Genomic DNA, 24613 nt, shown 5'->3' on the forward strand with positions numbered 1-24613 from the left:
CTGGAGGGACGGCGCGAGACTTGTGTGTCTGACCTCCAGCATTTTGCGCGCTACCGGCCAGGAATGTTGGTTGAAGAGCAGAAATCGCCTGGTGGATCTCAGACGCTTAACTCCGGCATTGGATTCGAGGTGATGGTGCTATGTTGTCGGTCGGCATACGAGCGCCCGCAACCCAATTGGCGCAAGCGGCAGCCGAGCGAGGAAGCGTATCGTCGTCCACGACTGTTCCTAGCATTCTCGAACTGCTGATGACGAGCGGTGGCCTGTTCGCCTGTGTACAAGCCGCGCGTTCTGATGGCCCCAGGGGAACGGAGAGTGCATTTCCCTGCTCAGAATCGGGCCTCATACCCATTAGCTGCGCTTTCTCGCCGCTTGAGATAGCTCTCCGTCGAAAGCGTCTCCTGCCGTGTCGAAGAGAAATTATTCGAGACATTGCGCGCCCGCACGTCCTTGCAGGGACTTCGCCGCTTCCTTTCAGCAAGTCGTCGAGAATTGGCGGAAGGCAAGCAGGTAGATCAAAAGACACGCATGGTGACGGTCTATCAGCTCTCATAGCTTGAATCGTCCCAGGTGCTGGGCTCTCCTGAACAGTGGGGTGCTTACGGGCACCGCATCCGCAGGCTAGTAGTTCCAAAACGTAGTTGTGGCTGAAGAAAATGAATCCAACCAGAGAGGCGTTGTCGCGGTTGCGAGTGGTCGAAATTGGTAGCTCAGCTGCGACCGGCTATTGTGCGCGGCTGTTTGCCGACTTCGGCGCTGAGGTTTGGAAGGTCGAGCGGCGTGCCGGCGATCCACTTCGCTCCAGCGCTCCACTAACCCCAGGTGGCCAGAGCGCGTGGTTCGCGTTCCTGAACTTCAACAAGTCAAGTTTTGTCATCGATCTTGCTGACCCAGAGGCCGCCACGCGACTGGCATTGTTGATCGAGGATTGCGACATTCTGATCGATGGCCGCGATATCGATGGCGCGAACTGTCCGCCCGTTGATGTCGCCGCGATCCGACAACGGCAACCTGCGTTGATCTACTTGGATGTGAGTTGGTTCGGCAAGGACGGGCCCTATGCTGAATTCGCCGCGAGCGACACGACCGTTCGCGCCCTTGCCGGTCTCATCAAGCTGGTTGGGCCAGTCGAAGGGCCTCCTTTGCACGCGCCGGATTTCCAGACGGGTATCCTGGCGGGTCTATGGGGCTTTATCGCGGCTGCCTCGTCAGTGCTTGCGCGAATGCAGAGTAGAGCAGGTCGATCGTACTCGCTCAGTATCTTCGAGGCATGTATCACGCTCAGCGAGTATCAGCTATTTGAAGCATGTCAGCGCGGCTACGTGATGCGCCGGATTGGCATCAATCGCTTCTGTCCGAATTTTCCGGTCGGCATCTATAAAACAAAAAAGGGGTGGCTCGGCGTCACGACAATAACCCCGCCCCAGTGGCGTGCGTTCTGCGACATGCTCGGCCTTCCTCAATTGCGTGACGATCCAGCCCTGGTGCTCGGTGCCGACCGTCTGAACCATATGGAGCAGATCGAACGACTGCTCATCCCAAGGCTTCGGAAGCGGACCGCGCAGCAGTGGTTTGCCGAAGGACTAAAGCGCAAGATCCCGATTGTACCGGTGCCAGAGATGTCCGATCTTCTCCAGGATAAGGAGAAGATCGATCGTGGTGCAATCGTGCCCATTCTGCTCGGCAAGGAAAGCGCGCTGACGGCGGGCTCGATGCAGCGGCTGACATTGACACCGCCGCGCCGGGGCGGAAGAGTTCCGTGTCCCGGCGAGCGGCAGGTATTCACGAATAGCAGACCGAAGCCCACCAGTGGAGCGTCGATTGTCTTCGAATCCGGCAGCCCGGCCGAACAGCCTTTGCTGGGAACTCGTGTCATCGATTTTTCCATGGGCTGGGCTGGCCCGTTGTGTACGCGCACCCTTGCCGACCTCGGTGCGGACGTGATCAAGATCGAGGCGATCCAGTACCCGGACTGGTGGCGTGGTGTCGATCGCCGTCCGGATTACGTAAACCGACAGATGTACGAGAAAACGCTGCGCTTCTGCATGATGAATCGCAATAAGCGCGGCATCACGCTGGATCTGACCAGACCCGAGGACCTCATCCTTGCTAAGCGCCTAATAGCGGATGCCGACATTGTTGTCGACAATTATTCGGTGGATGTGCTGCCAAAGCTTGGGCTTGGTTACGACGTATTGAGAATGCTCAACCCGCGCCTCGTGGTGATGGGGATGTCAGCCTTTGGCAAGAACAGCGCTTTTCGCGATTGCCGGGCATACGGCTCGACGCTGGAGCAGGGCTCGGGGTTGCCGAGCGTGGTCGGAAGCGCCTATGGGCCGCCGGTCATGAGTCACGTTGCTTTCGGGGATGCCATAGGTGGTCTGAATGGTTGCGCTGCAGTGCTTGTTGCACTGATCCACGCCCGCGAGACTGGGCAGGGGCAGTTTATCGATCTGGCGCAGATCGAATGCATGTTGCCGCTTGCTGCTCCATGGATCATTATCCAATCGCTTTGCGGTACGTCGACAAGGTACGGCAATCGGCATCCTCAGTTTGTGCCCCACGGCTGCTATCGCTGCGCCGGGGAAGACAACTGGATTGCAGTGGCTGCCACCGATGCGGGTATGTGGCAGAGGCTTGCGAGCGTGATCGGCCGAGCAGACTGGGCTGCCGACCCCTCGCTGAAAGTTGCGGACCGCCGCCGTTCGATGGAGGATACGATCGATAGGGCCATCGAAGCCTGGACGCGCATACGTGATGCAGATCAGGCGATGTTCCAGCTGCAGGCCGCAAGCATCGCAGCCGGCGTTGTTCGCCTGCCAATCGACCTGCTAAAGGATCCGCAACTCAGATCTCGTTCATTCTTCCAGGACGTCGAACGCGCTTTCATCGGTCGGCACCCGCAATCGTCGATCCCGATTCGTGAAGGCGCACGGCCTCATTCCATCCGCCGAGCAGCACCGGTTCTGGGAGAACATAACACGGAAATTCTGACCGGCCTTTTAGGACTCTGCGAGGCGGAAATCGCTGATCTCAAGAGGAAGGGAATCATCGGGACGAAAATGCTCTCGGAGATGGAGCTGAGCCAAAGACGAAGCTCTCAATAAACCTAGACGATGTAGCCTCGCGTTTGCGCGTGGCTCTCACGGAGGCTTGAGGACAAGGTGTATGGTTACGCAGTCGCAGGTGTACAGATTTTGCCGGGCTGAGCGAAGGCTTGATTGTCTGATAACAGCGCAGTTGCACTTGAGGCATTGGCGTCGGCTCACTCGCCTTGTGCTAGATAGAATAGGTCAAGATCCTCATGCCTTCCCGCGAAACGATTGCCACTTTGCCCAGAGGAGCGGGCTCAAAGATCGCCCGTCATCCTGACTGGATCAGCTGGCTCGTCTACAGTGCAAATGCATCTTGTCGTGGATGAACTCGAATTGCACCGATCACACGCCCGTTGCAGGCTGGTCGACACCGGTAGAATCGAACGTTCTGGAAGTCGGGCTGCTACTCGGGCGCAAGTCCATAGCAAGATGAAAGTGGTATTGAAGTCAACTACCAGTGCTCGCTGTTGCTCCGGAAATGTACCCGTGTCACCTATACTATCGACGTCTGCTGAAAAAGAGCGAGGCAGCTGTAGCATAGCTTTGTGCAAAGCCTAAGGTGAAGGAACAGCGCTTGCACAGCAGCGACTCGTAATCTGTACCGACCGGAGGCATGCTCTCCGCTGATTTGTTGCCTCCTGCTGCTCTGAAAGAACATGGCGCGGTGTTTAGGTCATAGAATGTGGGTTTTCGACCGATGGGCTGGTCGCTCTAACATGAGAGGCGTTTGAGAGAGGAGTACGGCATGGCGCGTAATGGTCAAATGGCGCTTGGATTATACGTCTTACAGGCTGGGTACATCGAGGGTGCTTGGCGGGATCCAAGCGTGCCGGAGACTGGCGGAGTCGATATCGACCATTATGCGCACCTTGCGGCGCTTGCCGAAGGCGCGGCATTTCACTTCGTATTTCTTGCGGACAGCCCAAGTGTCGTCGAACGTGAGAATGCGGACATAGCGCGTGCAGGCCGAAACGATACGTTTGAGCCGATCACGCTCTTGTCGGCTCTCTCATCAAAAACAAAGAATGTCGGGTTTGTTGCAACAGCGACAACCACGTATCACCAGCCTTATCATCTGGCACGTATGATGGCGTCCCTTGACCACCTCTCGCACGGACGTGCGGCTTGGAATATCGTTACCTCCGGAAATAAGTTCGAAGGGGCAAATTTTGGCGATGAGGAGATTCCAGAGCATGACGCGCGATATGAGCGAGCTAGAGAGTTCGTAGGCGTCATGAAGGGACTTTGGGATACATGGGAGGACGACGCGTTCGTTCGTGACAAGCAAAGCGGTATCTTCGCAGACACGGCGAAGCTGCACTTCCTCAACCACCGTGGGGCTTATTTCTCGGTCAGAGGCCCACTGAATATCGCACGGCCGCCCCAAGGCTACCCTGTACTGGTTCAGGCCGGCTCGTCCGAGGTCGGAGTCAAATTTGCTGCAGAATTCGCCGAAGTTGTATTCACCGCACAGCCCTTGCTTGAAAGCGGTAAGAAGTACTACACAGATCTGAAGGAGAAGGCTCGCGGGCTGGGGCGCGAGGACGATCAGATATTGGTGATGCCGGGCATTGTCCCGATCATCGGAAGGACCAAGCAGGAGGCCTCCGATAAGCTTGAAAAACTGCAGTCCTATACGCATCCGGACGTCTTGATGGAGACGGCCGATCGGTGGCTGGGCTTCGTCACCAATCTGCGTTCGATCAATCTCGATTCTTTGGTTCCCGCTACCCTCCCTCCGACGAACTTCATTCAGAGTCGCCAAAAGGTGCTCCTCGAGCTAGGTGCTCGCCGAAACATGACCTGGCGACAGCTGATTCGCTTGATTTCGGATTCCCGCGGGCATCTGATGGTGGTCGGAACGCCAGATGAGGTGGCAGAAGCCATGATTGACGCGTTCGATCAATATGCGGCCGATGGATTCAATGTGATTCCCGCGATTGTTCCGAGCGGGCTCAAGGAGTTCACGGAGTTCGTTGTTCCAGAACTGCGCCGACGCGGCAAGTTTAGGTCGGCAAGCTCCGGAGGCACTCTTAGAGAAAATCTCGGGCTCAAGCGACCAGTCAATCGATTTACGCGAGCGGCGTAAGCGCTCATCTCGAAGATGCTCTGGCTTACATCCAAACAGATCTCGCTGAGCGCTGTTTTGGAGCTGGAGGTCGGAATGGCCGCCGTAGATTCGAAGGGGGCACGTGAGCCGCTCCGGCTCGCTTCCCCCGTCGTTAGCGATAAACATGGCTCTCTCGATAATTACGTCCTGTTCCGACACCGGCGGGGCGGCTTGCGTCCTCTGGACATTGGTTTGGGAGGCGCCGCACCTTTGGCCGGCTCAGCGAACAATTCGGACAGGTGAATACCCAAGGTCCTGGCGATACGGTCCAGGAGATCAATGCTCGGGTTCTTTTTCTGCTGCTCAATGCCGCCCAAATACGAGCGGTCGATCCCGGCATCATAAGCCAGTTGCTCTTGCGGAATGCCGCGATCTACACGGATCCGGCGCACATTCCAGGCCACAAGCGCACGAGCGTTCATGCGCAAAGCCAGCCATTCTGACGACTATGAAACCACTGGTTATAGACAGGGTATTACGATAAGCTGCCAGAAGGAGTTGGTTGTCCGCGAACTATTGCTTTAACGAAGCAGGTCCATCGTGGGACGCAGATGTCGTGGAGTTTGTCATCGTTGAATGCGGTTGACCCGTCCCAAGCGAGCTCGCGGGGAGCTCGCTACTGCGGCACAGCAAAATGACCCAGAGGTCCTGCGGCTTTCTCCCGGCTCCGCGACCAAATAGGACAAACGTTCTGCTGGAGCTCGAAAAGTGAACGAACTTTTTCCAGTTGGGTGCCCTCTGGGCTGCTGCCTTCACCAGCGCGCGGGCAAACGACGGGCCACCACTCCCGTTCCCAGGAGGGTGTGACGAGCAAGGACAGCGTCAACTGTGCGGCAAATCGGCGATCAGTCACCGCATGGACTGCGAATAGATCGGCGCCGATCAAAGAGCAAATGCGCAGAATGGAGCCATCCGATATGCGTTCGGGGCTATTGGTCCGGTCAAAAAGAGAAGGGGCCGCGACGATTCGAGCGGTACCAAACTGACCACAAGTTCGTTATCGTCGCTCGGATTTCGATAGAATTTTCAGTTCGGTAGGAGTTTCAGTCAGTGCCGGCCGACCCGAAGATCGCAGAATTGGCTCCCAGTGCGCACGAGCTCACGTCATATGACAAGGAGCACGCTGTCACCTACATGCGACTTCTCGATGCCGACGCTGACAAAGCAGATTGGAGCGAAGTCGCGCGCGTTGTGCTTGGGCTTGACCCGACCGTTGAACCGGATCGTGCGCGACGCACGTTCGAAAGTCATCTGACGCGGGCCAAGTGGCTAGCAGGCCATGGCTATCGTGATCTGCTGCGTGGCGGTTGGCCAAAGCAATGACACGGCCGATCTCAGGACCGGCGGAATTCCCTGCAATCGCAAAAAGCGATCATTGCATCGATTAAGTGCTTGCAAAGCCGGTACGCGGTACGTGCGTAGCCGGAAAGGGCCGCAATCATGGGATGTACTTCGCCGTGCGTGAAATCTTGCGGGGAAATGGTGCGATGCCGGGTACTAACTGGAGATCTGAGGAAGCATACAGCCATCTCAAGAAGGCAGAAGCTGCCGACGTGGCCTGGGAGTGGCTGCGCCGGGATCCCGACTACCAAGAGGATTACAGGCGATTGTCTCGCCGCCAACGGTCCAGCGCAACCACAGACCATTTGCGACGGAAGTGGGGGCTCTCGTTTTCCAGCTGATCCGCAAAAGACATTCGACAAGCAAGCAGTCTTCTGGGCACCCGAAGTGCTGTCGATCGTACTGCCTGTGCGGGCGGTCAACTGCGCGGCGCCCAAAGGCTACCAAGTCGATTTCGGCAATCTGCCGGGCAGTGACCTTCGTCACGCGCCGGATGGCTGGCATGCGATCGTGCCGCTCGGAGGCGCGAAGCATCGCCTTTGGCTGAAGAGCCTTCCGGCGAGGGGGTCTGCTGTCGTGCTCGACCTGCCGCTCGACGCCAATTTGGAGCTTCGCTTGCACGCCGCACGTCGATTTTGGCTCGCCCTTGAGCATCGGCCGCTCGGAACGCCTCCTCTTGCATTGCCAGCTTTGAAGCGGCGGCAGCTTATCCTCGCGCTGCGCGCACTGGATGGATGGCAGCAAGGAAATAGCTATCGCCAAATCGCGCAAGGTCTGTTTGGAAGCCATCGTATTGGCAAGCGGGGCTGGAAAACAGACGACCTGCGCAGCCGAACCATTCGGCTTGTTGAGCTGGGGCGGCGCCTCATGCGCCTTCGCTGCCGCGCATTGCTCCACAAGGGCAGACGCAGGAACGACAGTTCGTGAGCTCTCGGACGATCAACGGCCGTTCTGTGCAGCCAATTCCTCTGACATGGCACGATCACGGATAGGAGGAGATCTGTGCGCTCCGATCTCTGACCCTTGCCGTCGGGATGGCTGCAACAGAGAGGTAATCTTTGAAAGAAGACGCCGGCCGCCGCCTTGTTCGGATTTCAGGTTGAGTGCTCTCGACATGATTGGGGGCGGTACATCGATCTGGCGCAGAGTCATTGAAGGGACCTGGAGAGGTGTTTCAGGTCCCCTGAGCTAGCGCCGCCCTCTTGCAAAGACGAGCGACCCAGCGGCAAAAAGAACGAGCGATTTCGGGATGTTCGCTGCGATCCACCGCATAGGCCCGATACTGCATGCCACTTGGAGCGCGCGAGCCGGGGATGATCTGCAAAGCGCCACTTCGCACCAGATCACTGACGATGATTTCTGGTGCGACAAGAAGGCATTTTCCTGTCATGACCGCCGGCAGAGCAAGATAGTTGTGATCATAGCGCGCGCCCGCTCGTATGTCGTTCGAGGACAGGTTCATCGCCCTCAGCCACGTCGGCAGGATGTCGGGACGAGATGTGATGTTCAGTATCGGCGTTGACCGAACGATCGAAAGCTCTCTGCCCGCGACCAGATTTGGCGGCCCCACGCATACCAGCTCCTCGTTGTAGATCTCCCAACTATCGGCAGGTTCGATGACGGAAAGGTCGCGTGTGATCAATATGTCGTAGTCATCAGAAGATGTCGGCGGTGATAGCGAGCTGACGACGTCCACGATAACACCGCCCGCTTCAGCAGAGAACGCTTGCAGATTTGGAATCAGAAGCGAGGAAGCAAAAGTCGATAGTGATGTGCGAACGACAATCCGATTGGTGCCCGCGGCCGCCCGCCGCCGCATTCTCTTGGCGGTGAAGCCGACTGTCTCGAGCGGCTCAGAGACTGCATTAGCAAACAGTCTTCCGAACTCGGTCAAATGACTGCGTCGGCCGCGCCGCTCAATGAGGTCCGCACCGAGATAGTCCCGCAGGACCGACAAATAGCGGCTGACCGAGCTCTGCGTCGTTCCCAAGCTGCTGGCGGCGCGCGTGACGCTGCCTTCGCGTGCGACGATTACAAAAGCGCGGATGGCGTTCAAAGGAACTTCATCGTCTTCAGCCGCCATTGTCTGCTCCGCCGCCAGATTGAACATCCATCACATTATTCGATGTCCACAGCGGGATTGCCGCGAATGAGGCTCGGCTGCGCAGAAAATCCGCGTGGGAGCGCTTTCATACTTGGACCAGTACCGCACAAGATCGGCGCCAATGGCTCGGTGCTGTCAGGGGGACTAGGTCCTTTTGCGGCGTGCCGCGTTCGGCTTGCGACCTTTAGGTAAGGTGGCGGGCGGCGGCGCACCCTTGGATGGCCGAACAAACAGCTCGGAGACAGCAACGCCGAGCGTTTCGGCAAGGCGATCAAGAAGATCGACTGTCGGGTTCGCCTCCTGGCGCTCAAGTCCGCTCATATAAGAGCGATCAACACCTGCATCGTAGGCCAATTGCTCTTGCGGAATACCGCGCTCGACGCGGATCCGGCGCACATTGTAAGCCACAAGCGCACGAGCTCTCATGCGCGAAGGCAGCCATTTCGATGGCCATCAAACCACTGGCTATAACCTACATAAAAACATCACAATTTTGAGGCTTTCGATCGAATTATAAGATGCGTAATCGTGTTTCCCGACGCCACGGGGGGCGCATCAGCGCTCGTATGTCGATTGCCCGTCAGTTTGTGGCGGGGCGGGTTTTGCCGGCCTTGACTGCTGGCTCGCCAGCCGTTCGATTCCGCTACCAGTTTGCGTGAGGGCCCTCGAGCCAAAGGCAAAGATGCTGAGTGAGCGGGCGGCGATGGTCCTTCATTCGAACGGAATTGCACCCCGATGAATGAGCCGGCGCAAACCATCGAGATTGCTGCCACAGCCGATCAGGCGAGGTTGGAGTTGGCCTACAGCCTCGCATCAGCGCAGAAAGCGCGTTTCAGCTGCCTCAATCTCGTCCATTCTTTGCAGTCTGAAGATTTCCTCTACCGGTACAATATCCTTGTGGACGCTCTGGACGCCGCCATCAGCGATGATACGGCGGAAGGTGTCCCTCAAATGCCGTGCTAGAGGCTCGGATGCCGTAATTGCCATAGATTATCATCTGGACGTTGCCCAACGCCTTGACCCGACGGGCATCCAGATCCGGATAAGCATTTGGCAAAATGGCCAGCGGCACTGAACCGGTCCAGGCGCGGGAGAAGCTTTCGATCTCGCCAGGACCAGGATCACGTCCGCACCAGCTTTCACATATGCTTGCGCGGAAGGCTTCGGCTTCGCCAAGGCCTGCGATGAGCACTTCGGTTCTCGCGATCACAAGAAAGTTTGGATCGCGTCTTGCGGTAAGAGCAGCCTCGATCTTCCCCCGGAACTCCTCGATGCGCAGCAGTTTCTGGCGGCCGTCCGCAGCAAGACTTGTAACCTTCGGAAATATCTTCTCCTCGATGAGAACGGCACTGGCGCCGGCCCTTTCATACTCGCCAATCGCATGGATGACATAATGGCATTGCCATAGCCTGTGTCGATGTCGGCCACAATCGGGATCGTCGTGCGTCCAGCGATTGCTCGCAGCATATCCAGATCCTGGGCCATCGAGATCAGGCAGGCTCATGTCAGCCAAGCTATAAAGTGCGGAAAGTTAAACCGGAGGCCCACAGCTCATCGGAGCCGGCTTCCTCCGCGAGGATCGCTGAAGGGGGCTGTGAGCTGCCATAACGTGGACAGACTGCTTTCGGCCGTCCGGGCGCGCAGGCGTTTGGCAGGGGACATCCGACGTCTTTCAAGATGGGCGGTGCAAGCGGTGATGATCCGGTCCCAGGCGCGGGTGAGAGTCTTAAGCGAGGAAGCATGGCAGATGCGAATGTAGGGGCGTAGCCCGGAAGCCGCCGGGGAGCAGCTCTACCAGAGGGCGAACATGGCAGCCAATCTGTCACCTTGCCGCCCGGCGTGCGTTTGCGTTCAGTGGCGCAGGAGGAAAATGCGCAAAATGAGCCGAATAAGGGGCACGATGGTCCTTCCGCCTGGTTCAGCTTCGCGACGACGAGCCTCGCGGCGTTGCGGAAGCGCGCGCGAATTGCCTAGATGATCCCGGGTGCCAGACCGCGCCCGACAGCTGCATATTGCGCGATCGAGCTCCCTTGGAAAAGGTGCGACACCGGACGAGATTGATGACGTTGACCAGAGTTAAAAGTCCGACGCCATACGGAACGTGCCAACTCATCATTGCGTTGGCTTTCGAACCGCCGTTGCCGGCATTGAGACTTGCAAAGTTCGCGTTGAACACGCCTGCTTCGCCGGAAAAGACCGCGGTCTGATCGACATGATCGCGACCAAGTCCCCGCGGCCTGCCCAGGCGCCTTCTCGCAATGAGCGCGGTGCATTTCGTCGGCCCGTGGCGGATTGCGCAGATGCGCGCCTCGAAGGCAGCAAGTGAGGTTTCGAAGGGGCGCTCTGACCAAGTATGATCGCGTCCGCACTTTCGCATAGCTCGACTGCTCACGCCGTCATGGCCTCGGCTTCTGAGAAACGGACCAGCCTTGAGCCGTTCTGCAACGAGAGACAATAGGAGCACCTGAAGTTTGACGCCGGATCGTTGACGGCTTCTACTCAAAGTTGCGGACAGATCGGAGATTATGTTTGTTGAATGAAACCATCGCAACTTTGGATGCCTTGTCGCAATCGCCGTAGGCGACGGCGCGTTTCGCGGCCGCGCTTCACCAGCAGAACAATATACTCGGCGCTTTGTGCGTTGGGCGCCGCGCAGACGTGTGAATGTTCTAGCCTAAAACGACTCGAACCGCTTTTCGGCTCACGACGAAGAAAATGCGCGGCGCCCCTTGAAGCAGCGCCAAGGTTCGCTCGCTGCGGCCCGGTCCATTGTCAAGCGACTCGATCAATTGCTAGCATTGGTAGGTGACACGCGAGGAAAAGCTGAGCATTTCGCTACGGATGCGGGTCGGCAGTTAAGCTGGATTGCTCGGCTAATACCGATCCCAGTACTGGCGTACGGCATGGACGGGAGCGGCGGGTATGGCAAACGGCTCACTCTTTCGAGGATATCTGTTTACGAAATATGACGCTGCGGCGCTCATGAGCTGGTGCAAAACTCCAGTTCAATCTCACGCGTGACCTCGATGATGCTTTCTGGATGGCCTCCATTCTTGAGCAGCGCATATTTCATGGCATGCGCGCGGTTGACAAAAAGGCCGCCAAAGAAGCCCCCTTGTTCAAGCGCGACCCAGTAGCCGGCCCGATTCCTGCCAACAAGAACGATCCGTGTGGCGGAGCCGCGCGAAGCGGACTCGAGGAGCCGAGTCATCCTGTCCCCTCGTGGAACGACGGCTGAGGCTCCTGTGACGGAATCGATAGCGGAGACATGCCAAGTCGCATCACAAACAGTCGCGCAATTGTCAGGCGACTTATAGAAATGGAGTGACATCAACCTCGTTGTCGCGAGGGTCCGCACAAGCTATGGCGTTAGGCGCAAGCCGCGCACCGAGCTCGCAATGAATACGCCGAATTCGACCGACCTTCTCCTACCAGTTCTGGCACAATGCGAGAGGAGCGAAAATGTCCGGCCTAAGTAGGCTAGATCAAAACTGGCAGCATCTCGGCGATGTGTTCCGCAGACTGGCAATGTAGAAGGAATGCGCGGTCGAGGCGGGGCATTTGGTGCCCGCTCATGTTCACATGATGATCCCCCCAAATATGTGCGTTGCAAGTGATGGGGTGCATCAAGGGCAAGAGCGCTATCCACTTGGCGCGGGATGGAGAGAGGAAGCGCAACTTCGCTCGGCAGCACTTTCTGGGCCGGGGGATACTTCGTCTCGACCGTCGGTCGCGGTGATCAGGGAATAGATCGGTAAGCAGGAGGCAGGAGGAGATCCGGCTCCCCCGCTAACGACCCTATGGGCATGCAAGTCGGTTGACCGGACTTTGATCGCGTCCTCCTGCAGGGTCCGTTCTCAAGATGCACGTCCCCCACTATTGCATCATGGTGCTGATAAGATCAGCCCTCGTGCTGAGCCTCCATAGGCGATCATATGACCTGCTCCGCGAGCCCTGCTTCATCTACGCCCCAGGATAAATAGCCTAAGCAGGTGATGCAGAAGGCAGCTTGGAAGTTGTTAACTCGCCTGTTCTTCACTGAGGGTGCGCACTGATGAGGACGCATAGGCAGCTGAGACGAGCTTGTAGCAACAGCATGCCTTCTCTTCGAGCAATTTGTGTTCATCGATCTGCAAGACGCCCCGCATCTTGCGAAGAAGTCCTAGGCGCTCGAAGCGGATCAAGGTTTCGGTCACCCCCGCGCGGCGAAGTCCCAGCACCGAGGAAAGGTAATCGTGGGTGACGGCAGCACGCGGGCGTTAACAGCTTCACTAGCAAGGCAAAGCCACCTCGCGGGGCGCTGTTCACGATGGTGCCGAACCCCGCGCAATGCCGCCTGGACGCACTGAAATGTCAGCGCTTGGACGTATTCGAACATGTGGTCTCCGATCTCGGGACGCGTTTTCATGATCCGACAAAGATCCTCGACGCGAATTCTGTGAGCACTTCCGGGGAAGACGACGACCGATTGATGCGCCGAAAGATGTCCTTCCCCACAAGAAAGAAGTGCCAACGGCGCCACGATAGCCTATGACTGCCGTTTCGAGCATACTGCCTGCGGCAACAACTCTCAGCGAAACGAGGCCGCTCTCCATGAAGTAGACGTGCTCGACCGGCCTTTTTGGCTCTTGCAGAACCATGCGTTCTTTCAAGACGATCGGTTCGGGGGCATTCCCCTATTGCCGCAAGCTGTTGGATAGAAAGACGCGCCAGGATTGCGTTCCTCACAACAGGCCGCTTCGCAGGACCCACCCGAAGAGAACGCTGATGCTCCGGCCGTGTGCTGGACAGCTGCTCGAGAGCTCTATCGTGAGAGCAGTAAAGCACTTGGGCGGCGGGCACGCCGTCGGTCATAGTCCGTCTTTTGGCAGGAGGCTTTTCGCTAGCCTGCGCGCTGACCGTAACGAGAGTGTGATTACGACTATAGCAACATCTTCATCTTGATTGGCGCAGCGAGCAACTCATACGCGCCCAAATCCCGCGTTGAGAGGCTTAACTTCGCCGATTTTCAACCAAGAGAATGAAGGCGTTTGCGCCGGGTCGGACTCAATACGCGGGAGAGTGGAACGGTCAGATCGACACGCCTCGATAGCGGCAAAGAGACGCTCACCGGAGCATCAATCGCCTGAGGGAAGCTCAACCGGAACAGCAAATCCGACCTTTACGCGATCCAATATGACCATGCTCTTGAAGCCTTTGATGTCGCGATTTTCGTAGAAGAAGCGTCGCGTGAACTCCTCGTACTCCTCCATGGACCGCGCCGTAATGTACAGGACGAAGTCGGCATCGCCCGTTACGTAAAAGCCGTTGACGACGTCGATTGATGATTTCATGGCTTTTTTGAACCGATCGATGATCTCGGCGCTTTCCCGCTCCAACGTCACCAGCGCAAGCACTTGAATAGGTCGTCCGACCGCCCTTGGCGATACAACCGACACGTCGGCCTGGATGATGCCCTCCGAGCGGAGCCTCTTCAACCGTCGTTGGCAAGCGGTAGGAGAAAGCCCGGCCATCTCACCGATGACATCTGAAGTCAGACGGTTGTTCTTTTGCACGATCTCGAGAATGCGGGCATCTATCCGGTCGTACTGCATAATCAACTCCAGCCTGAGACGAATTTCGCCGCGAGATGACCACTCCGCGCAGGAAATCCTCGAAGGTGAAAAATACGACGAAATCTTCCGTGACAAAGGCCCAATTTGAATGGGTGTTGTCGCATGGCACTATGAAAGCGGGGATGAGGAGCCTTGTCATCGGCATCTGCGGCAAGGCAGGGAGCGAAGCCCCAAAGCCGAACTTTCGGATGAGATCCGGGTCTTCGTTTTCGACAACGATATGAACCAAAACGAAGCTGAAACGCAACCGAGCCCTGCCGCGTGATAAATCATACGGAAAAGGCATCTCGATTGAGGTTGGCCGGCCATTCCTGCCCGCGGCCCCGAACGGCCCGAGCCGTGCGCTCGTGACCAACGCGCTGGGAAGTGGACGGCAGCCCGGCTGGGCTCCCCGTCCAGGCGTGATGCATGTAGCTCAAAGGTGCTCGCAGAACCGGGTTCGTCCGTTACTGATCATACCGGCTGCCTGCGCCAGGCTGCGGGTCTGATTCTGCTCCGCTGATGCCGTGAGCCTTCGAAGGCCGGTGTAAACAAAGGCGCATTGGCGGATGCGGCGCGGCGAGGTCAAATTCCAGGGCGCCGGTGCTTGGATGAGCCAATAATTGAGGTTAAAGCGGCCCCTTAGTTGTTACGAGGCGGAACGCGCGCGGCTTCGATCGAAATGCATAGCAGGCGGCGGAAATGTCGCACATGCGCAAGCGGTCTTTATTTGGGGACGACGATAACTCGATCGTTGACCGATATCATCTAGGTCATTCTGCGGTCGCGACTTCTGCAGGTGCTCCACTACGCATGAAGGCAACAGAAAGCCCGATGCCGATGAGACCAATCAGGAGCGATGCCGCGGCCAGAGACACAACGCCGCCAGTCTCAACAAGGATGCCGCCGAGAAAAGCTCCAATGGCCATCCTCGAACGAGGTTGAGCTGCTCATTGCCAGCACCAGATTCGAACGATCTCCGGCCAGACCGAGAAGCTGGTGCTGGATCGGAACGAGATACATGTAGCCGCCATACCCAAAAGAAGGCGATGAGCAGGGTGAGGGCACCATGCTGTCTGAACGCAACCAAACCTACGAGCAGGATGAGTTGTGCGCCTGCACCGCCATCTATACGGATCAAAACGGTCCGTCAGAACGCCGCACGCAACGTTTCCCGTCACGGCTCCGAGACCGTAGGCAAGGAGCGCGGCTGAAAGCAGCGGCACCCCGGCAAGCAGAGAACCGATGATGAAGACGCTCACATAGGAGTAAACGGTGAACTCGGAAACGACGATGATTAGCGTCACCGAAAGGATACCGTAGATGCTCTTTGAGAGGCCTTGCGAAATCGGGCCGTGTCCGCGCTCCGGCGCATTGGCAGCCATTCCGGACATCATCGGGGCGAGGATTACCAATGCGAGAGGCCCGGCAATGACGACGAAGCCGAACGAGAAGCGCCAGCCGATAGCATCTGCGATCCAGCTTGTGGCTGGAACGCCCGCAACCTGTGAAACAGTCATGCCACCAAAGATGAGAGACAACGCTAACCCTTTGCGGGCTGGCGGCAGGAGCTCAGCGGCCAGCGCAGTAGCCGGCGGGGTGAACATCGCCGCGCCGTAGGCCGACATGACGCGACCTGCAGCAAGGGTAAAGAAGTTCGGCGCGATCGCGCAGATCAGGTTACCGATGATGAAGATCGAATACAGACAGAATCTGAACATTGTGGCCGCTCATGGCCTTGAACATCCAGGCATTCAGCGGCGCGAAGACGGCGTAGCAGAGCGCGTAAATCGAGATGATCGAACCCGCCGCGCCGGTTGAAATTGCAAGATCGCGAGAGATTACATCGAGCGCTCCAATGATGACAAACGTGTCCAGGCCAATAGGGAACGCAGCGATGGTCAGAGCAGCAATGACGAGTTTCGTTCGCGGGTCGGGAGGGGATGAGGTTATGACGGTGCTCGTTCATGTTGTTGTGATGTGTTCAAGGCAGCACGTCATGCAACTCATGATAGGGGCTGGCGATGATCGTGCCCGAGTAGCGGGCCGTGGTCCGTACACCTGGCACTTCGTCACGGCCTCGCCGATTTCTTGTACGATCTCCAGCTTGTCGGGTGTTCGAGCGTCGATATGCTGTAAGCAACCCCCACATCATACGCGCCTTTAAGGAGCTTTTTTCTCGACAACCGGCTTTGTTGTTTCGAAATTAATCTTAGTCCATGCTTTTTGATCGATATATACCCCAGCGTCGACTTGGGACACCCTGCGTCCGAGGCTACTTCACATCCTTGCGTTTAATAGTGCTCTGGGTCGGTAGTATGAAGGTGTCGACGACCTGGAGACCATCGCGGAACTTCTCGATCACGAGATAAACATTCAGGTGCGCGTTGTGCAACGCGATCGGGTTGGATCATGTGCCCGCGGTGCTGCCGGTTGTCCGCGCTAAGGCTCGATCAGCCACGACGAGGGGGTCATGCGCCAGGTGCGCGCGATTGTGAGGTTTAGCCTTGAGGCTGGGCTCTCGACGCGCGTTGTTGGGTGGATGTCCGGGTAGGGCCGACGACGGCGGACGCCTGATTGTCAGCTTTCAGAGCCAATGTCAGGAAGCTGGCACGGCGATGCGGCACGATGCACCGGAAGCCCTTTGTTTGTCGGCGGCATGCTGCTTGCTACCGAGCTCCGGGCGGCGCGTCACAGCGCGTGCACGGTCGTAACACAAATTTGGCTACGTTCGCCCAATCGCACTAAGTTTGCAGGCTCGCCTGCGTGCCCACAACGATCTCGGCGATCTTGTGGGCGCTGCATCCATTAGACACTATAGTCCGCTGCGAACCGTAGCTCGCGAAGAGGTCGCACACGCCTGATGATTCCTGGTATAAAGGATGCCCCTTGTAAGCTGCGAGTTCGGCGTCGCTGTCGAATTCACCATAAACGATGATATCGATATCGTTCCCGAGTGGGTCGCTCTTGCGATTGCGGGCAATCTCCAGCCGACGTGGATGTGGGATTTTCGTGAGGATCGATAGACCTTCGACTATGCACTCAATCTGAGCTTGATCCTTGGCGGTGAACAACACGATGTGACGAATCATGGATGGTCGGCGATTCCGAGGAGTGTAGCTTGGTTTACTACCTCGAAACGTGAGGTCGCTGCAATGGCGGCGCCCGCTGCGCAGCCCGCGGTTGGTGCTCGAATGTTTGCTGACGAACGGCCGCAACATGATCTCGCTCAGAGTCGAAATCGATACTGCGTGGGGCTCTTTTCGCAGAAATCATGCAATCTGGCTGCATTTCCGCCGTCTTTGAGCGAGAGTACGCCCTTATACCTTTGCCCTCGAAAAAGCGCGAGCTTCAATCGAGTTTCAGAAGGTGTCCTGCCAAGCTGACAATGATGAATGCATGAATCCTGCCGCAGAAGCCAGGCACTACAGTCGCGATAAGAAAGGGCTTGTCCGCTTTGATTGGACGGTCGTCGAGGCCGAAGCTCTGTATAGGCTGCCGTTTGCAGACCTGATATTCCAGGCGCAAAACGTTCATCGCGAGAGCTTCGATCCAAATTACGTCGAGACCGCTAGCCTACTTAGCATCAAGACGGGCGGCTGTCCGGAGGATTGCGGCTATTGCTCCCAGAGCGCGCACTTCGCTACAGATCTGAAGGCGACCCGCCTGATGGATGGTGGCGATGTGCTGGCCGCAGCAAAACGTGCCAAAAATGCAGGTGCAACTCGCTTCTGCCTGGCTGCCGCCTGGCGTAGTCCAAAAGATCGCGATCTTGATCGAGTGTGCGACATGGTCAAGGCCGTGAAAGGTCTTGGCATGGAGAGCTGCGTCACGCTCGGTATGCTGACCGCGAGCCAGGCGGCAAAGCTCTCTGAAGCTGGGCTCGACTTCTACAACCATAATGTCGATACCTCGCCTGAATTTTACGGCAGCATCATCAAAACCCGTACGCTAGCAGATCGCATCGATACCTTGGCGCACGTTCGCGGCGCCGGGATCAAGATCTGCTGTGGAGGCATCATTGGGATGGGCGAGCGCATCGAGGATCGTCTCGGCATGCTCGTGCTGCTTGCAAATCTCCCACGCCATCCGGAAAGCGTGCCGATCAACCTATGGAACGAGGTCAAGGGCGTGCCGGTCAATGAAACCGCCCAGCGTCCTGATCCCATCGCCGTGGCGCGCCTGGTCGCGACTGCTCGAATCATGATGCCGAAGAGCGTGGTCCGGTTGTCGGCCGGACGGCAGTATATGACGGACGAACTGCAAGCTCTGTGCTTTTTAACTGGCGCGAACTCAATCTTCATCGGTGATACGCTGCTGACGACAGAAAACGCCAAGTTGGATCGCGACGCGCACTTATTCGCGCGGCTCGGCATCACGTCTGAGCTTGCCGAGCGAAACAGCGCAGAGAATCGAGGCGGTGACGGGCGAGTGTGAAGTGAACATCGCCTTCATGAAGGGCAAAATCCATCGCGCTTCCGTGACCGAAGTCGATCTTCACTATGAAGGATCAATCTCGATTGATCGTGCGTTGCTGGACGCGGAGGGTCCTGATCTATGAGAGCGTCGAGATCTACAACATGGATACCGAAGCGCGCTTTGCAACCTATGTCATCGAGGCACCGCGTGGGTCCGGTATCATTGGTTTGAATGGTGCTGCGGCACGATTTGGCGATGCCAGGAGACAAAATTACTCTCATTGGTTATGCATCCTTTGACGAAGCTGAAGCAGAGCTCCAACCGCGTGTCGTGCTCGTTGACCGCAACAATGACATCCTCACCCATTAAGACCTGAGTGCCATGTTCAAGCTCGTCGTCGGCGGCTATCGCCAAAACGCCGGCAGCATGGGGTGGAGTGCGCAATGAGCTCGTCGCGAATGGATAAATTCGGACCCTACGTCAAGGAATTGCGCGCGCTGCAAGACAACAACCGCTTGCGCGGTCTCAATTCGCGTGCCGGAATTGATTTTTCATCTAACGATTATCTGGCGCTTGCGAGTGCATCACGTATGAAAAAGGCCGTCTTGGCGGCCATCGAACGTGGCACCCCGCTCGGTTCGGGCGGTTCGCGACTTCTGCGCGGCAATTGTGAAGAGCATGAATGCCTCGAAGCGGAAGCCGCCCAGTTCTTTGGTGCAGAGACGGCGCTGTTTTTCGCTAGCGGTTACGTTGCCAATTTTGCGGTCCTGACGACGCTGCCGCAGCGTGGCGATCTGCTCGTCCTCGACTCTCTGGTTCACGCCAGTATTCATGAAGGCGCGCGAGCTGGCAGGGCCGAGTTTCGCATAGCTGCCCATAACGATCTCGGAGCCATCGAAAGTGCGATCCGCGACTGGCGTGCCGATGGAGGAATGGGACGTGTCTGGATCGTCGCGGAAAGTCTTTACAGTATGGACGGCGACTTCGCACCCCTCGATGATCTGGTCGCGCTCGCCGATCGCTACGACGGTTTCCTGATCGTTGACGAGGCCCATGCTACTGGTGTTTACGGTGAGCAGGGCCGAGGGCTCACCAGCCATTACGGTCGCCGTGAAAATCTCCTGGTCATACATACCTGCAGCAAGGCGTTGGGAGTGGCGGGAGCGCTTGTCACTGCTTCCGGTGTGCTACGCGACTTTATGGTCAATCGTTGTCGTCCGTTCATCTTCGCGACCGCGCCGTCACCGTTAATTGCCGTTGCCGTCAGCGAGGCACTGCTTATCTTGCAGCGTGAACCCGAGCGGCAGCGGCGCCTCGCAAGGCTGGTTGCGTTCACGCATCAGAAGATGGAAGCCCGCGGCGTGCGATGTCCTTCCAGCTCACAGATCCTCCCATACATGGTCGGTGACAATGCTCATACGATGCGGCTCGCCTCTGCGATGCAGGATCGCGGCTTCGATATTCGCGGAATTCGGCCGCCCACAGTGCCGGCGGGGACAGCGCGCTTGCGAATTTCACTGACGCTGAACGTCACCGAGGATGATGTGGTCTCCATGGTCGATGCGCTCGCTGATGAGACGAAGGGGGAGGCTCGATGAGTTTGCGGATCGTGGTGACCGGAACAGATACCGGGATTGGGAAGACTGTGTTCGCCGCAGGCTTGGCCGATCTTCTCGGCGCGAGCTATTGGAAACCGATACAAGCCGGCCTTGACGGAGAAACCGATACCGAAACGGTCACAAGGTTGGCTCGTCTCTCAGCCGATCGGGTCGTGCCGGAGCTCTACCGGCTTCGAACGCCCGCATCGCCCCACCAGTCTGCCGAAATGGACGGGGTTCGCATCGACACAGCTTCCATAAGTCCGCCGGACACGGAAGGACGGCCTCTTGTGATCGAGGGCGCTGGCGGGCTTATGGTCCCGCTAAGTGGCGATACACTCTACATCGACGTGCTTGAGAGGTGGCAGCTTCCGGTCGTGGTTTGCGCCAGCACAAAACTCGGTACAATCAATCACTCGCTGCTGTCGATCGAGGCTCTTCGAAGGCGGCAGATCACGATTCTGGGTATTGCGTTCATCGGCGAACGCAACGCGGAAACTCAGACTGCCATTCGTGAGATTGGCCGCGTGCGCTGGTTGGGACGACTGCCTCTGCTTTCGCCTCTCACGCCAGAGGCGCTTCAGACGGCATTCAAGTCTTCATTCCGTGCTGACGATTTCAGTTGAAATGCCGACCCCAAGCTCGCCAATTTGGCATCCGTTTACGCAGCACGCGCTTCAAGGCGAGATGACAAGGATCGCGCGCGGTGAGGGGGCTTACCTTCACGCCGTCGACGGCCGATATATCATGGACGCAATCTCGTCCTGGTGGGTCGTGACCCACGGCCATTGTCACCCACATATTGTGAGCGCCATCCAGGAACAGGCAGGCAAGCTCAATCAGATTATCTTTGCGGGGTATACCCATGAGCCAGCCGAGGAGCTTGCAGCGCAACTCCTGCAGCTCACGCCGCCTGCTCTTGAGTACGTCTTCTTCTCAGATAGCGGTTCGACGAGCGTCGAAGTCGCGCTGAAGATGGCGCTCGGCTATTGGAATAACATCGGCAAACCGCGGACTCGCATTGTGGTGATGCAACACTCCTACCATGGCGACACGGTAGGAGCGATGTCGGTCGGAGCCCGTGGCGTGTTCAATGCAGCCTATGAGCCTCTGCTATTTGACGTCACACCAATCCCGTTCCCAGCGCCAGGTCGCGAGCGGGGCACGCTTAGTGCGTTATATTCAGTGTGTCGGGAGGAGATGCCGGCGGCCTTGATCGTGGAGCCTCTGATTTTGGGGGCCGGCGGAATGCTGATGTACCCAGCCTGGGTGCTGCGGGAAATGAAGCGGATCTGCGAAGACTGGGGCGTTCTCTTCATTGCAGATGAGGTCATGACGGGCTGGGGTCGAACCGGAACGCTGTTTGCGTGCGAGCAGGCCGACGTCACGCCGGATATCGCCTGTTATTCGAAAGGGCTCACTGGTGGATCGCTTCCGCTCGCAGTGACGCTCTGTCGCGGTGATATTTTCGAGGCGCACTACTCGAACGATCGCAATTTGACGTTCTTCCATTCGAGCTCATATACGGCAAACCCGCTTGCCTGCGCCGCCGCAAAGGCCAATCTGGACCTTTGGCAGAACGCCCATGCGCGCACGCGCGTGTCAACCCTCGCGTCCATGCAAGAGCACGCAATTCGGCCGTTTCGGGCTGATCCGCGTTTTGCAAACGTTCGTCGGACCGGCACCATCACTGCGCTTGATCTGAAAACAAATGACGCCGGTTATCTCGCCGGCATCGGTCCGAAACTTCAGGCCTTCTTCAAGGACCGAAATCTCCTCCTGCGTCCGCTCGGGAATACGATCTACGTGATGCCGCCTTATTGCGTTACCGCCGCAGAAATTGATCAGATTTATGCGGCGATCGGGGAAGCTGCCGATCTGTTCGCTTGATGCACGGCGAGCAAGAACCGCGAAGATCCGGAATGATCTCTTGCGGTGAAGACCCTCAAGCAGAGCTGAAATATTGCAGGATTTGCGCGGCCAAATGCTGTTCATTGCATTATTCAGGATCAAAATAGCCGTTATAGTTGGGGAAGTTTGGCGCAACTGCTCTCAGAGGCCGCGCCAAGAAGGCGCGCATCAGTATCATTCTGCTGCGCCTGCTGGTTCGTGCATACCCGAGAATCGGAATTGGCGAGGCCGCGCATGATGTGCGGGCGCTGTGACGTGGGAAGTGGAGAATGCATGGGACTGATCTAAGTGGCGCCGATAGGAGGCAAACATGCGCAATAACTCTCACGCTTTCCATGGTGGAAGGTGCTGCGCTATTTGTGGCGGCAAGTTCGGGCTGATCCGCTACTACTGCTGGCGAACGGCGCTTTGCTCCAAAAGGTGCGTCGACCGCTTCAAGTTGCGGCGGGAGGCCGACCAAAAATGGTTGCGCTGGTTGCGAGCAGCTTGACAGCTGTCACTAAGTGAGCTCCCTTGGACAGTGCCCTGAGCCGGCCGATGTCTAGCGCGACGTCACCCGACAGGCCAGCGAGTCGAGCGAGGCGCTTTCAAGGGGGGGTGGAAAATTAAGTGACACGGACCTCGGCAACAATCATTGATTTCAATGCTTGCAGGCTGAACAAGGGCGCTACGGCTATGCTGTCATCTGGCCGACCTTGCGCGACCGCCTCCAATGATGCGCTCACATCGTACTATTTCTATTGGGTTTCTCTCGCATGGATCCCGTTCACCCTGATGGGTCTGTCTGCAGAACGGGACATTCCTGACCGGTCGACAGGGACGGGCGTGATGCTGGGAGAAGCAGCTTCCGACTCATTCTTTGGTATTTGCCGCAGACAGGCTGCGAGTTGAGCGGCTATTATGGTATTGGCCACGAACGGCTTGCGAACTCTAGCCGGCCGCCCACGCTCTCCGGCACTCGCATTCATCAGCCTTGCCGAGGTGGGCGGGCAACGAGGCCACTGGAACTACTGCTGAAGCGGCAGAATCGGTTCTTCGAAGTTGGTCTGGCCGCATTGCGCAGTCCGTCGGATGGCGATCATCGACCGCCTTGCCCGCTTGCATTCGACACTCGGGAAAGGCATGGCGGCCTCCGGTGATCTCCATGCGGACAGGATAGATCGTGGGTAGAGGTATGGCTTGAGCGGGGATGCCATGTCCGATCGATTTTCAATTTACAAAGTCTCGCTTGAACGTTGCCGTCGAAGGTGGTCGTGGTCCATCTCCGGGACGAATGGCTCATTGGTCATGGCGGGAACGCAAAGCAGCCGAGCCGCGGCACGCTATGAAGCCAACAAAGCTCTCTTCCTGTTGTTGCAAAGTGCGCCGTATCGACGGCGGCTTCCGTGTGGTTCGAGCAAATAAAACTGCATCGTCGCGCTTGGAACGTGCCTTGATCGATGCTTCCGCGTCGGGAGGTGAAGCTGCTCTCCTCTTCTGAACGAAAGTCTTTCCGTGTCCGGTCCAACGATGAGTGTCGCAGGATTGCCCACGCATGAGCCACTCTTCAGAGTCGGCTTTGCAAGTCGTCACCATTCCAGTCCTGCAGCAATGGAAAACGGAGCGACGTCCCATCGCGATGATGACAGCTTACGATGCGGTCACGACGCGCATCGCGGACACAGCGATCGACATTATTCTCGTCAGCGATAGTGTCGACAATGTCTGCCTGGGGCTTCGACGATACGCTTCCCGTCAGCATAGCAATGATGAATCATCATCTGGAAGCAGTCTCGCGCAGAAGGCCTCGTGCCCTGGTTGGCCGACATGCCGTTCCTCAGCTTTCATCTCAGTCTCGATGAAACAATACGCAATGCCGGAGGCTTCCTGCAGCGGGGTGCCGGAAATTCCGGTGATGATGGGGCATCTTCGCCTTACCCCTCAGAACCTCAATGTCATGGGCGGCTTCAGGGTGCGGGGCAGGAAAGCCGAAGCGTTACGTCTGCTCGATGATGGCTCACCGTCTCCAGGAGGCCGGCTGCTTCGCTTTGGTCCTCGAGGGCATTCCGGCCGAGCTCGCGGAACGCGCAAGCGATGCCCTGACAATACCCACCATTGGGATTGGAGCCGTGCCTAGCTGCTCGGGCCAGCTACTCGTATTCCACGACGTCTTAGGGCTGGTCGAAGGTAAAAGGCCAAAATTCGTTCGCACCTACGCGAATGGGGAGGTTCTACAGGAGGCGCTGGTACGCTGGGCGGTCGATGTCCGTCAGGGCACATTCCCTGGGAGTCAGGAATGCTATTGGCTTCCCGAGGAGCTCCGGGAGACCATTGCGAACTGGAAGGCTCCAACAGGAACGGAGTGAGGACGATATGCAAACAATAGAACTGAGTAGGATTGACGAAAGTGCAATGCCACAGGCCCGGCCAATGCCGGCGATCAGGTCCTAGACCCCACTCAG

The 24613-nt window shown here is 57.6% G+C and carries 16 protein-coding genes and 4 pseudogenes; 12 read left to right on the top strand and 8 right to left on the bottom strand.

All coding sequences use genetic code 11. From position 1 onward, the window contains the following. Window positions 1-641: 641 nt before the first annotated feature. Together ACNJYD_RS09880 and ACNJYD_RS09885 are read left to right on the top strand one after the other, a co-directional pair. On the top strand, window positions 642-3107 hold the full coding sequence (locus ACNJYD_RS09880) for a CaiB/BaiF CoA transferase family protein (RefSeq protein ID WP_439366167.1): 2466 nt from the start codon (window positions 642-644) through the stop codon (window positions 3105-3107). A gap of 733 nt (window positions 3108-3840) precedes the next feature. Further along, window positions 3841-5184 carry an LLM class flavin-dependent oxidoreductase gene (locus ACNJYD_RS09885; RefSeq protein ID WP_439366168.1) on the top strand — a complete coding sequence of 448 codons (1344 nt, stop codon included), beginning with the start codon at window positions 3841-3843 and terminating at the stop codon, window positions 5182-5184. A 161-nt stretch (window positions 5185-5345) separates the two neighbouring features. Here ACNJYD_RS09885 and ACNJYD_RS09890 read toward each other — a convergent pair whose 3' ends face one another. Further along, complete coding sequence (locus ACNJYD_RS09890) at window positions 5346-5627, bottom strand: helix-turn-helix domain-containing protein (RefSeq protein WP_439366169.1); 282 nt, start codon at window positions 5625-5627, stop codon at window positions 5346-5348. A 628-nt stretch (window positions 5628-6255) separates the two neighbouring features. On the opposite strand from ACNJYD_RS09890, the gene ACNJYD_RS09895 reads away from it, so the two are divergent. From ACNJYD_RS09895 to ACNJYD_RS09905, 3 genes are all read left to right on the top strand, one after another. Then, a complete protein-coding gene (locus ACNJYD_RS09895) occupies window positions 6256-6528 on the top strand; it encodes a DNA -binding domain-containing protein (protein WP_439366170.1) in 273 nt (90 codons plus the stop codon). Between the two features lie 164 nt (window positions 6529-6692). After that, entirely contained in the window at window positions 6693-6887 is a 195-nt protein-coding gene (locus ACNJYD_RS09900) for a transcriptional regulator domain-containing protein (protein WP_439367447.1), read from the top strand. A 46-nt stretch (window positions 6888-6933) separates the two neighbouring features. Continuing rightward, window positions 6934-7473 (top strand): DUF2285 domain-containing protein, encoded by a 540-nt coding sequence (locus ACNJYD_RS09905; protein WP_439366171.1) that lies wholly within the window; start codon window positions 6934-6936, stop codon window positions 7471-7473. A 247-nt stretch (window positions 7474-7720) separates the two neighbouring features. Here ACNJYD_RS09905 and ACNJYD_RS09910 read toward each other — a convergent pair whose 3' ends face one another. The 4 genes from ACNJYD_RS09910 to ACNJYD_RS09925 form a co-directional block, all read right to left on the bottom strand. After that, window positions 7721-8629 carry a LysR family transcriptional regulator gene (locus ACNJYD_RS09910; protein ID WP_439366172.1) on the bottom strand — a complete coding sequence of 303 codons (909 nt, stop codon included), beginning with the start codon at window positions 8627-8629 and terminating at the stop codon, window positions 7721-7723. 165 nt (window positions 8630-8794) lie between these two features. Continuing rightward, entirely contained in the window at window positions 8795-9076 is a 282-nt protein-coding gene (locus ACNJYD_RS09915) for a helix-turn-helix domain-containing protein (RefSeq protein ID WP_439366173.1), read from the bottom strand. Between the two features lie 493 nt (window positions 9077-9569). Continuing rightward, window positions 9570-10154 carry an isocitrate lyase/phosphoenolpyruvate mutase family protein gene (locus ACNJYD_RS09920; RefSeq protein ID WP_439366174.1) on the bottom strand — a complete coding sequence of 195 codons (585 nt, stop codon included), beginning with the start codon at window positions 10152-10154 and terminating at the stop codon, window positions 9570-9572. Between the two features lie 1476 nt (window positions 10155-11630). After that, on the bottom strand, window positions 11631-11861 hold the full coding sequence (locus tag ACNJYD_RS09925; protein WP_439366175.1) for a hypothetical protein: 231 nt from the start codon (window positions 11859-11861) through the stop codon (window positions 11631-11633). A 287-nt stretch (window positions 11862-12148) separates the two neighbouring features. On the opposite strand from ACNJYD_RS09925, the pseudogene tnpA reads away from it, so the two are divergent. After that, window positions 12149-12390 (top strand): annotated as a pseudogene (gene tnpA, locus ACNJYD_RS09930) (IS200/IS605 family transposase); the annotation flags it as partial. A gap of 1377 nt (window positions 12391-13767) precedes the next feature. On the opposite strand, the gene ACNJYD_RS09935 reads toward tnpA, so the two are convergent. From ACNJYD_RS09935 to ACNJYD_RS09945, 3 genes and pseudogenes are all read right to left on the bottom strand, one after another. After that, window positions 13768-14244, bottom strand: a complete 477-nt coding sequence (locus ACNJYD_RS09935; RefSeq protein ID WP_439366176.1) for an Lrp/AsnC family transcriptional regulator — start codon at window positions 14242-14244, stop codon at window positions 13768-13770. A 950-nt stretch (window positions 14245-15194) separates the two neighbouring features. Further along, a complete protein-coding gene (locus tag ACNJYD_RS09940; RefSeq protein WP_439366177.1) occupies window positions 15195-15965 on the bottom strand; it encodes an MFS transporter in 771 nt (256 codons plus the stop codon). Window positions 15966-17052: 1087 nt separating this feature from the next. Further along, a pseudogene (locus tag ACNJYD_RS09945) lies at window positions 17053-17336 on the bottom strand (Dabb family protein). 307 nt (window positions 17337-17643) lie between these two features. Here ACNJYD_RS09945 and bioB point away from each other — a divergent pair. From bioB to ACNJYD_RS09975, 6 genes and pseudogenes are all read left to right on the top strand, one after another. Next, window positions 17644-18681, top strand: coding sequence for a biotin synthase BioB (gene bioB / locus ACNJYD_RS09950; protein ID WP_439366178.1), 1038 nt, complete (start codon window positions 17644-17646; stop codon window positions 18679-18681). A 1-nt stretch (window position 18682) separates the two neighbouring features. After that, window positions 18683-19032 (top strand): annotated as a pseudogene (gene panD, locus ACNJYD_RS09955) (aspartate 1-decarboxylase). A gap of 89 nt (window positions 19033-19121) precedes the next feature. After that, on the top strand, window positions 19122-20261 hold the full coding sequence (locus ACNJYD_RS09960; protein ID WP_439366179.1) for an 8-amino-7-oxononanoate synthase: 1140 nt from the start codon (window positions 19122-19124) through the stop codon (window positions 20259-20261). After that, window positions 20258-20887 (top strand): dethiobiotin synthase, encoded by a 630-nt coding sequence (gene bioD, locus ACNJYD_RS09965; RefSeq protein WP_439366180.1) that lies wholly within the window; start codon window positions 20258-20260, stop codon window positions 20885-20887. Before ACNJYD_RS09960 ends, bioD begins: the two co-directional genes overlap by 4 nt. A gap of 1 nt (window position 20888) precedes the next feature. Next, window positions 20889-22151 carry an adenosylmethionine--8-amino-7-oxononanoate transaminase gene (locus ACNJYD_RS09970; protein WP_439367448.1) on the top strand — a complete coding sequence of 421 codons (1263 nt, stop codon included), beginning with the start codon at window positions 20889-20891 and terminating at the stop codon, window positions 22149-22151. A gap of 1555 nt (window positions 22152-23706) precedes the next feature. After that, window positions 23707-24517: pseudogene (locus ACNJYD_RS09975) on the top strand (3-methyl-2-oxobutanoate hydroxymethyltransferase). Window positions 24518-24613 lie beyond the last annotated feature (96 nt).

Source organism: Bradyrhizobium sp. SPXBL-02 (assembly GCF_051853065.1).
Classification (GTDB): Bacteria; Pseudomonadota; Alphaproteobacteria; order Rhizobiales; family Xanthobacteraceae; genus Bradyrhizobium.

What these genes read in the sequence shown, in the direction of transcription:
- ACNJYD_RS09885 (WP_439366168.1), top strand. Translation starts at nt 3,841, where the DNA reads ATGGCGCGTAATGGTCAAATGGCGCTTGGATTATACGTCTTACAGGCT.
- ACNJYD_RS09890 (WP_439366169.1), bottom strand. Translation starts at nt 5,627, where the DNA reads ATGAACGCTCGTGCGCTTGTGGCCTGGAATGTGCGCCGGATCCGTGTA.
- ACNJYD_RS09900 (WP_439367447.1), top strand. Translation starts at nt 6,693, where the DNA reads ATGCCGGGTACTAACTGGAGATCTGAGGAAGCATACAGCCATCTCAAG.
- ACNJYD_RS09910 (WP_439366172.1), bottom strand. Translation starts at nt 8,629, where the DNA reads ATGGCGGCTGAAGACGATGAAGTTCCTTTGAACGCCATCCGCGCTTTT.
- ACNJYD_RS09915 (WP_439366173.1), bottom strand. Translation starts at nt 9,076, where the DNA reads ATGAGAGCTCGTGCGCTTGTGGCTTACAATGTGCGCCGGATCCGCGTC.
- ACNJYD_RS09920 (WP_439366174.1), bottom strand. Translation starts at nt 10,154, where the DNA reads ATGAGCCTGCCTGATCTCGATGGCCCAGGATCTGGATATGCTGCGAGC.
- ACNJYD_RS09925 (WP_439366175.1), bottom strand. Translation starts at nt 11,861, where the DNA reads ATGACTCGGCTCCTCGAGTCCGCTTCGCGCGGCTCCGCCACACGGATC.
- ACNJYD_RS09935 (WP_439366176.1), bottom strand. Translation starts at nt 14,244, where the DNA reads ATGCAGTACGACCGGATAGATGCCCGCATTCTCGAGATCGTGCAAAAG.
- ACNJYD_RS09940 (WP_439366177.1), bottom strand. Translation starts at nt 15,965, where the DNA reads ATGTTCAGATTCTGTCTGTATTCGATCTTCATCATCGGTAACCTGATC.
- bioB (WP_439366178.1), top strand. Translation starts at nt 17,644, where the DNA reads ATGAATCCTGCCGCAGAAGCCAGGCACTACAGTCGCGATAAGAAAGGG.
- ACNJYD_RS09960 (WP_439366179.1), top strand. Translation starts at nt 19,122, where the DNA reads ATGGATAAATTCGGACCCTACGTCAAGGAATTGCGCGCGCTGCAAGAC.
- bioD (WP_439366180.1), top strand. Translation starts at nt 20,258, where the DNA reads ATGAGTTTGCGGATCGTGGTGACCGGAACAGATACCGGGATTGGGAAG.
- ACNJYD_RS09970 (WP_439367448.1), top strand. Translation starts at nt 20,889, where the DNA reads ATGCCGACCCCAAGCTCGCCAATTTGGCATCCGTTTACGCAGCACGCG.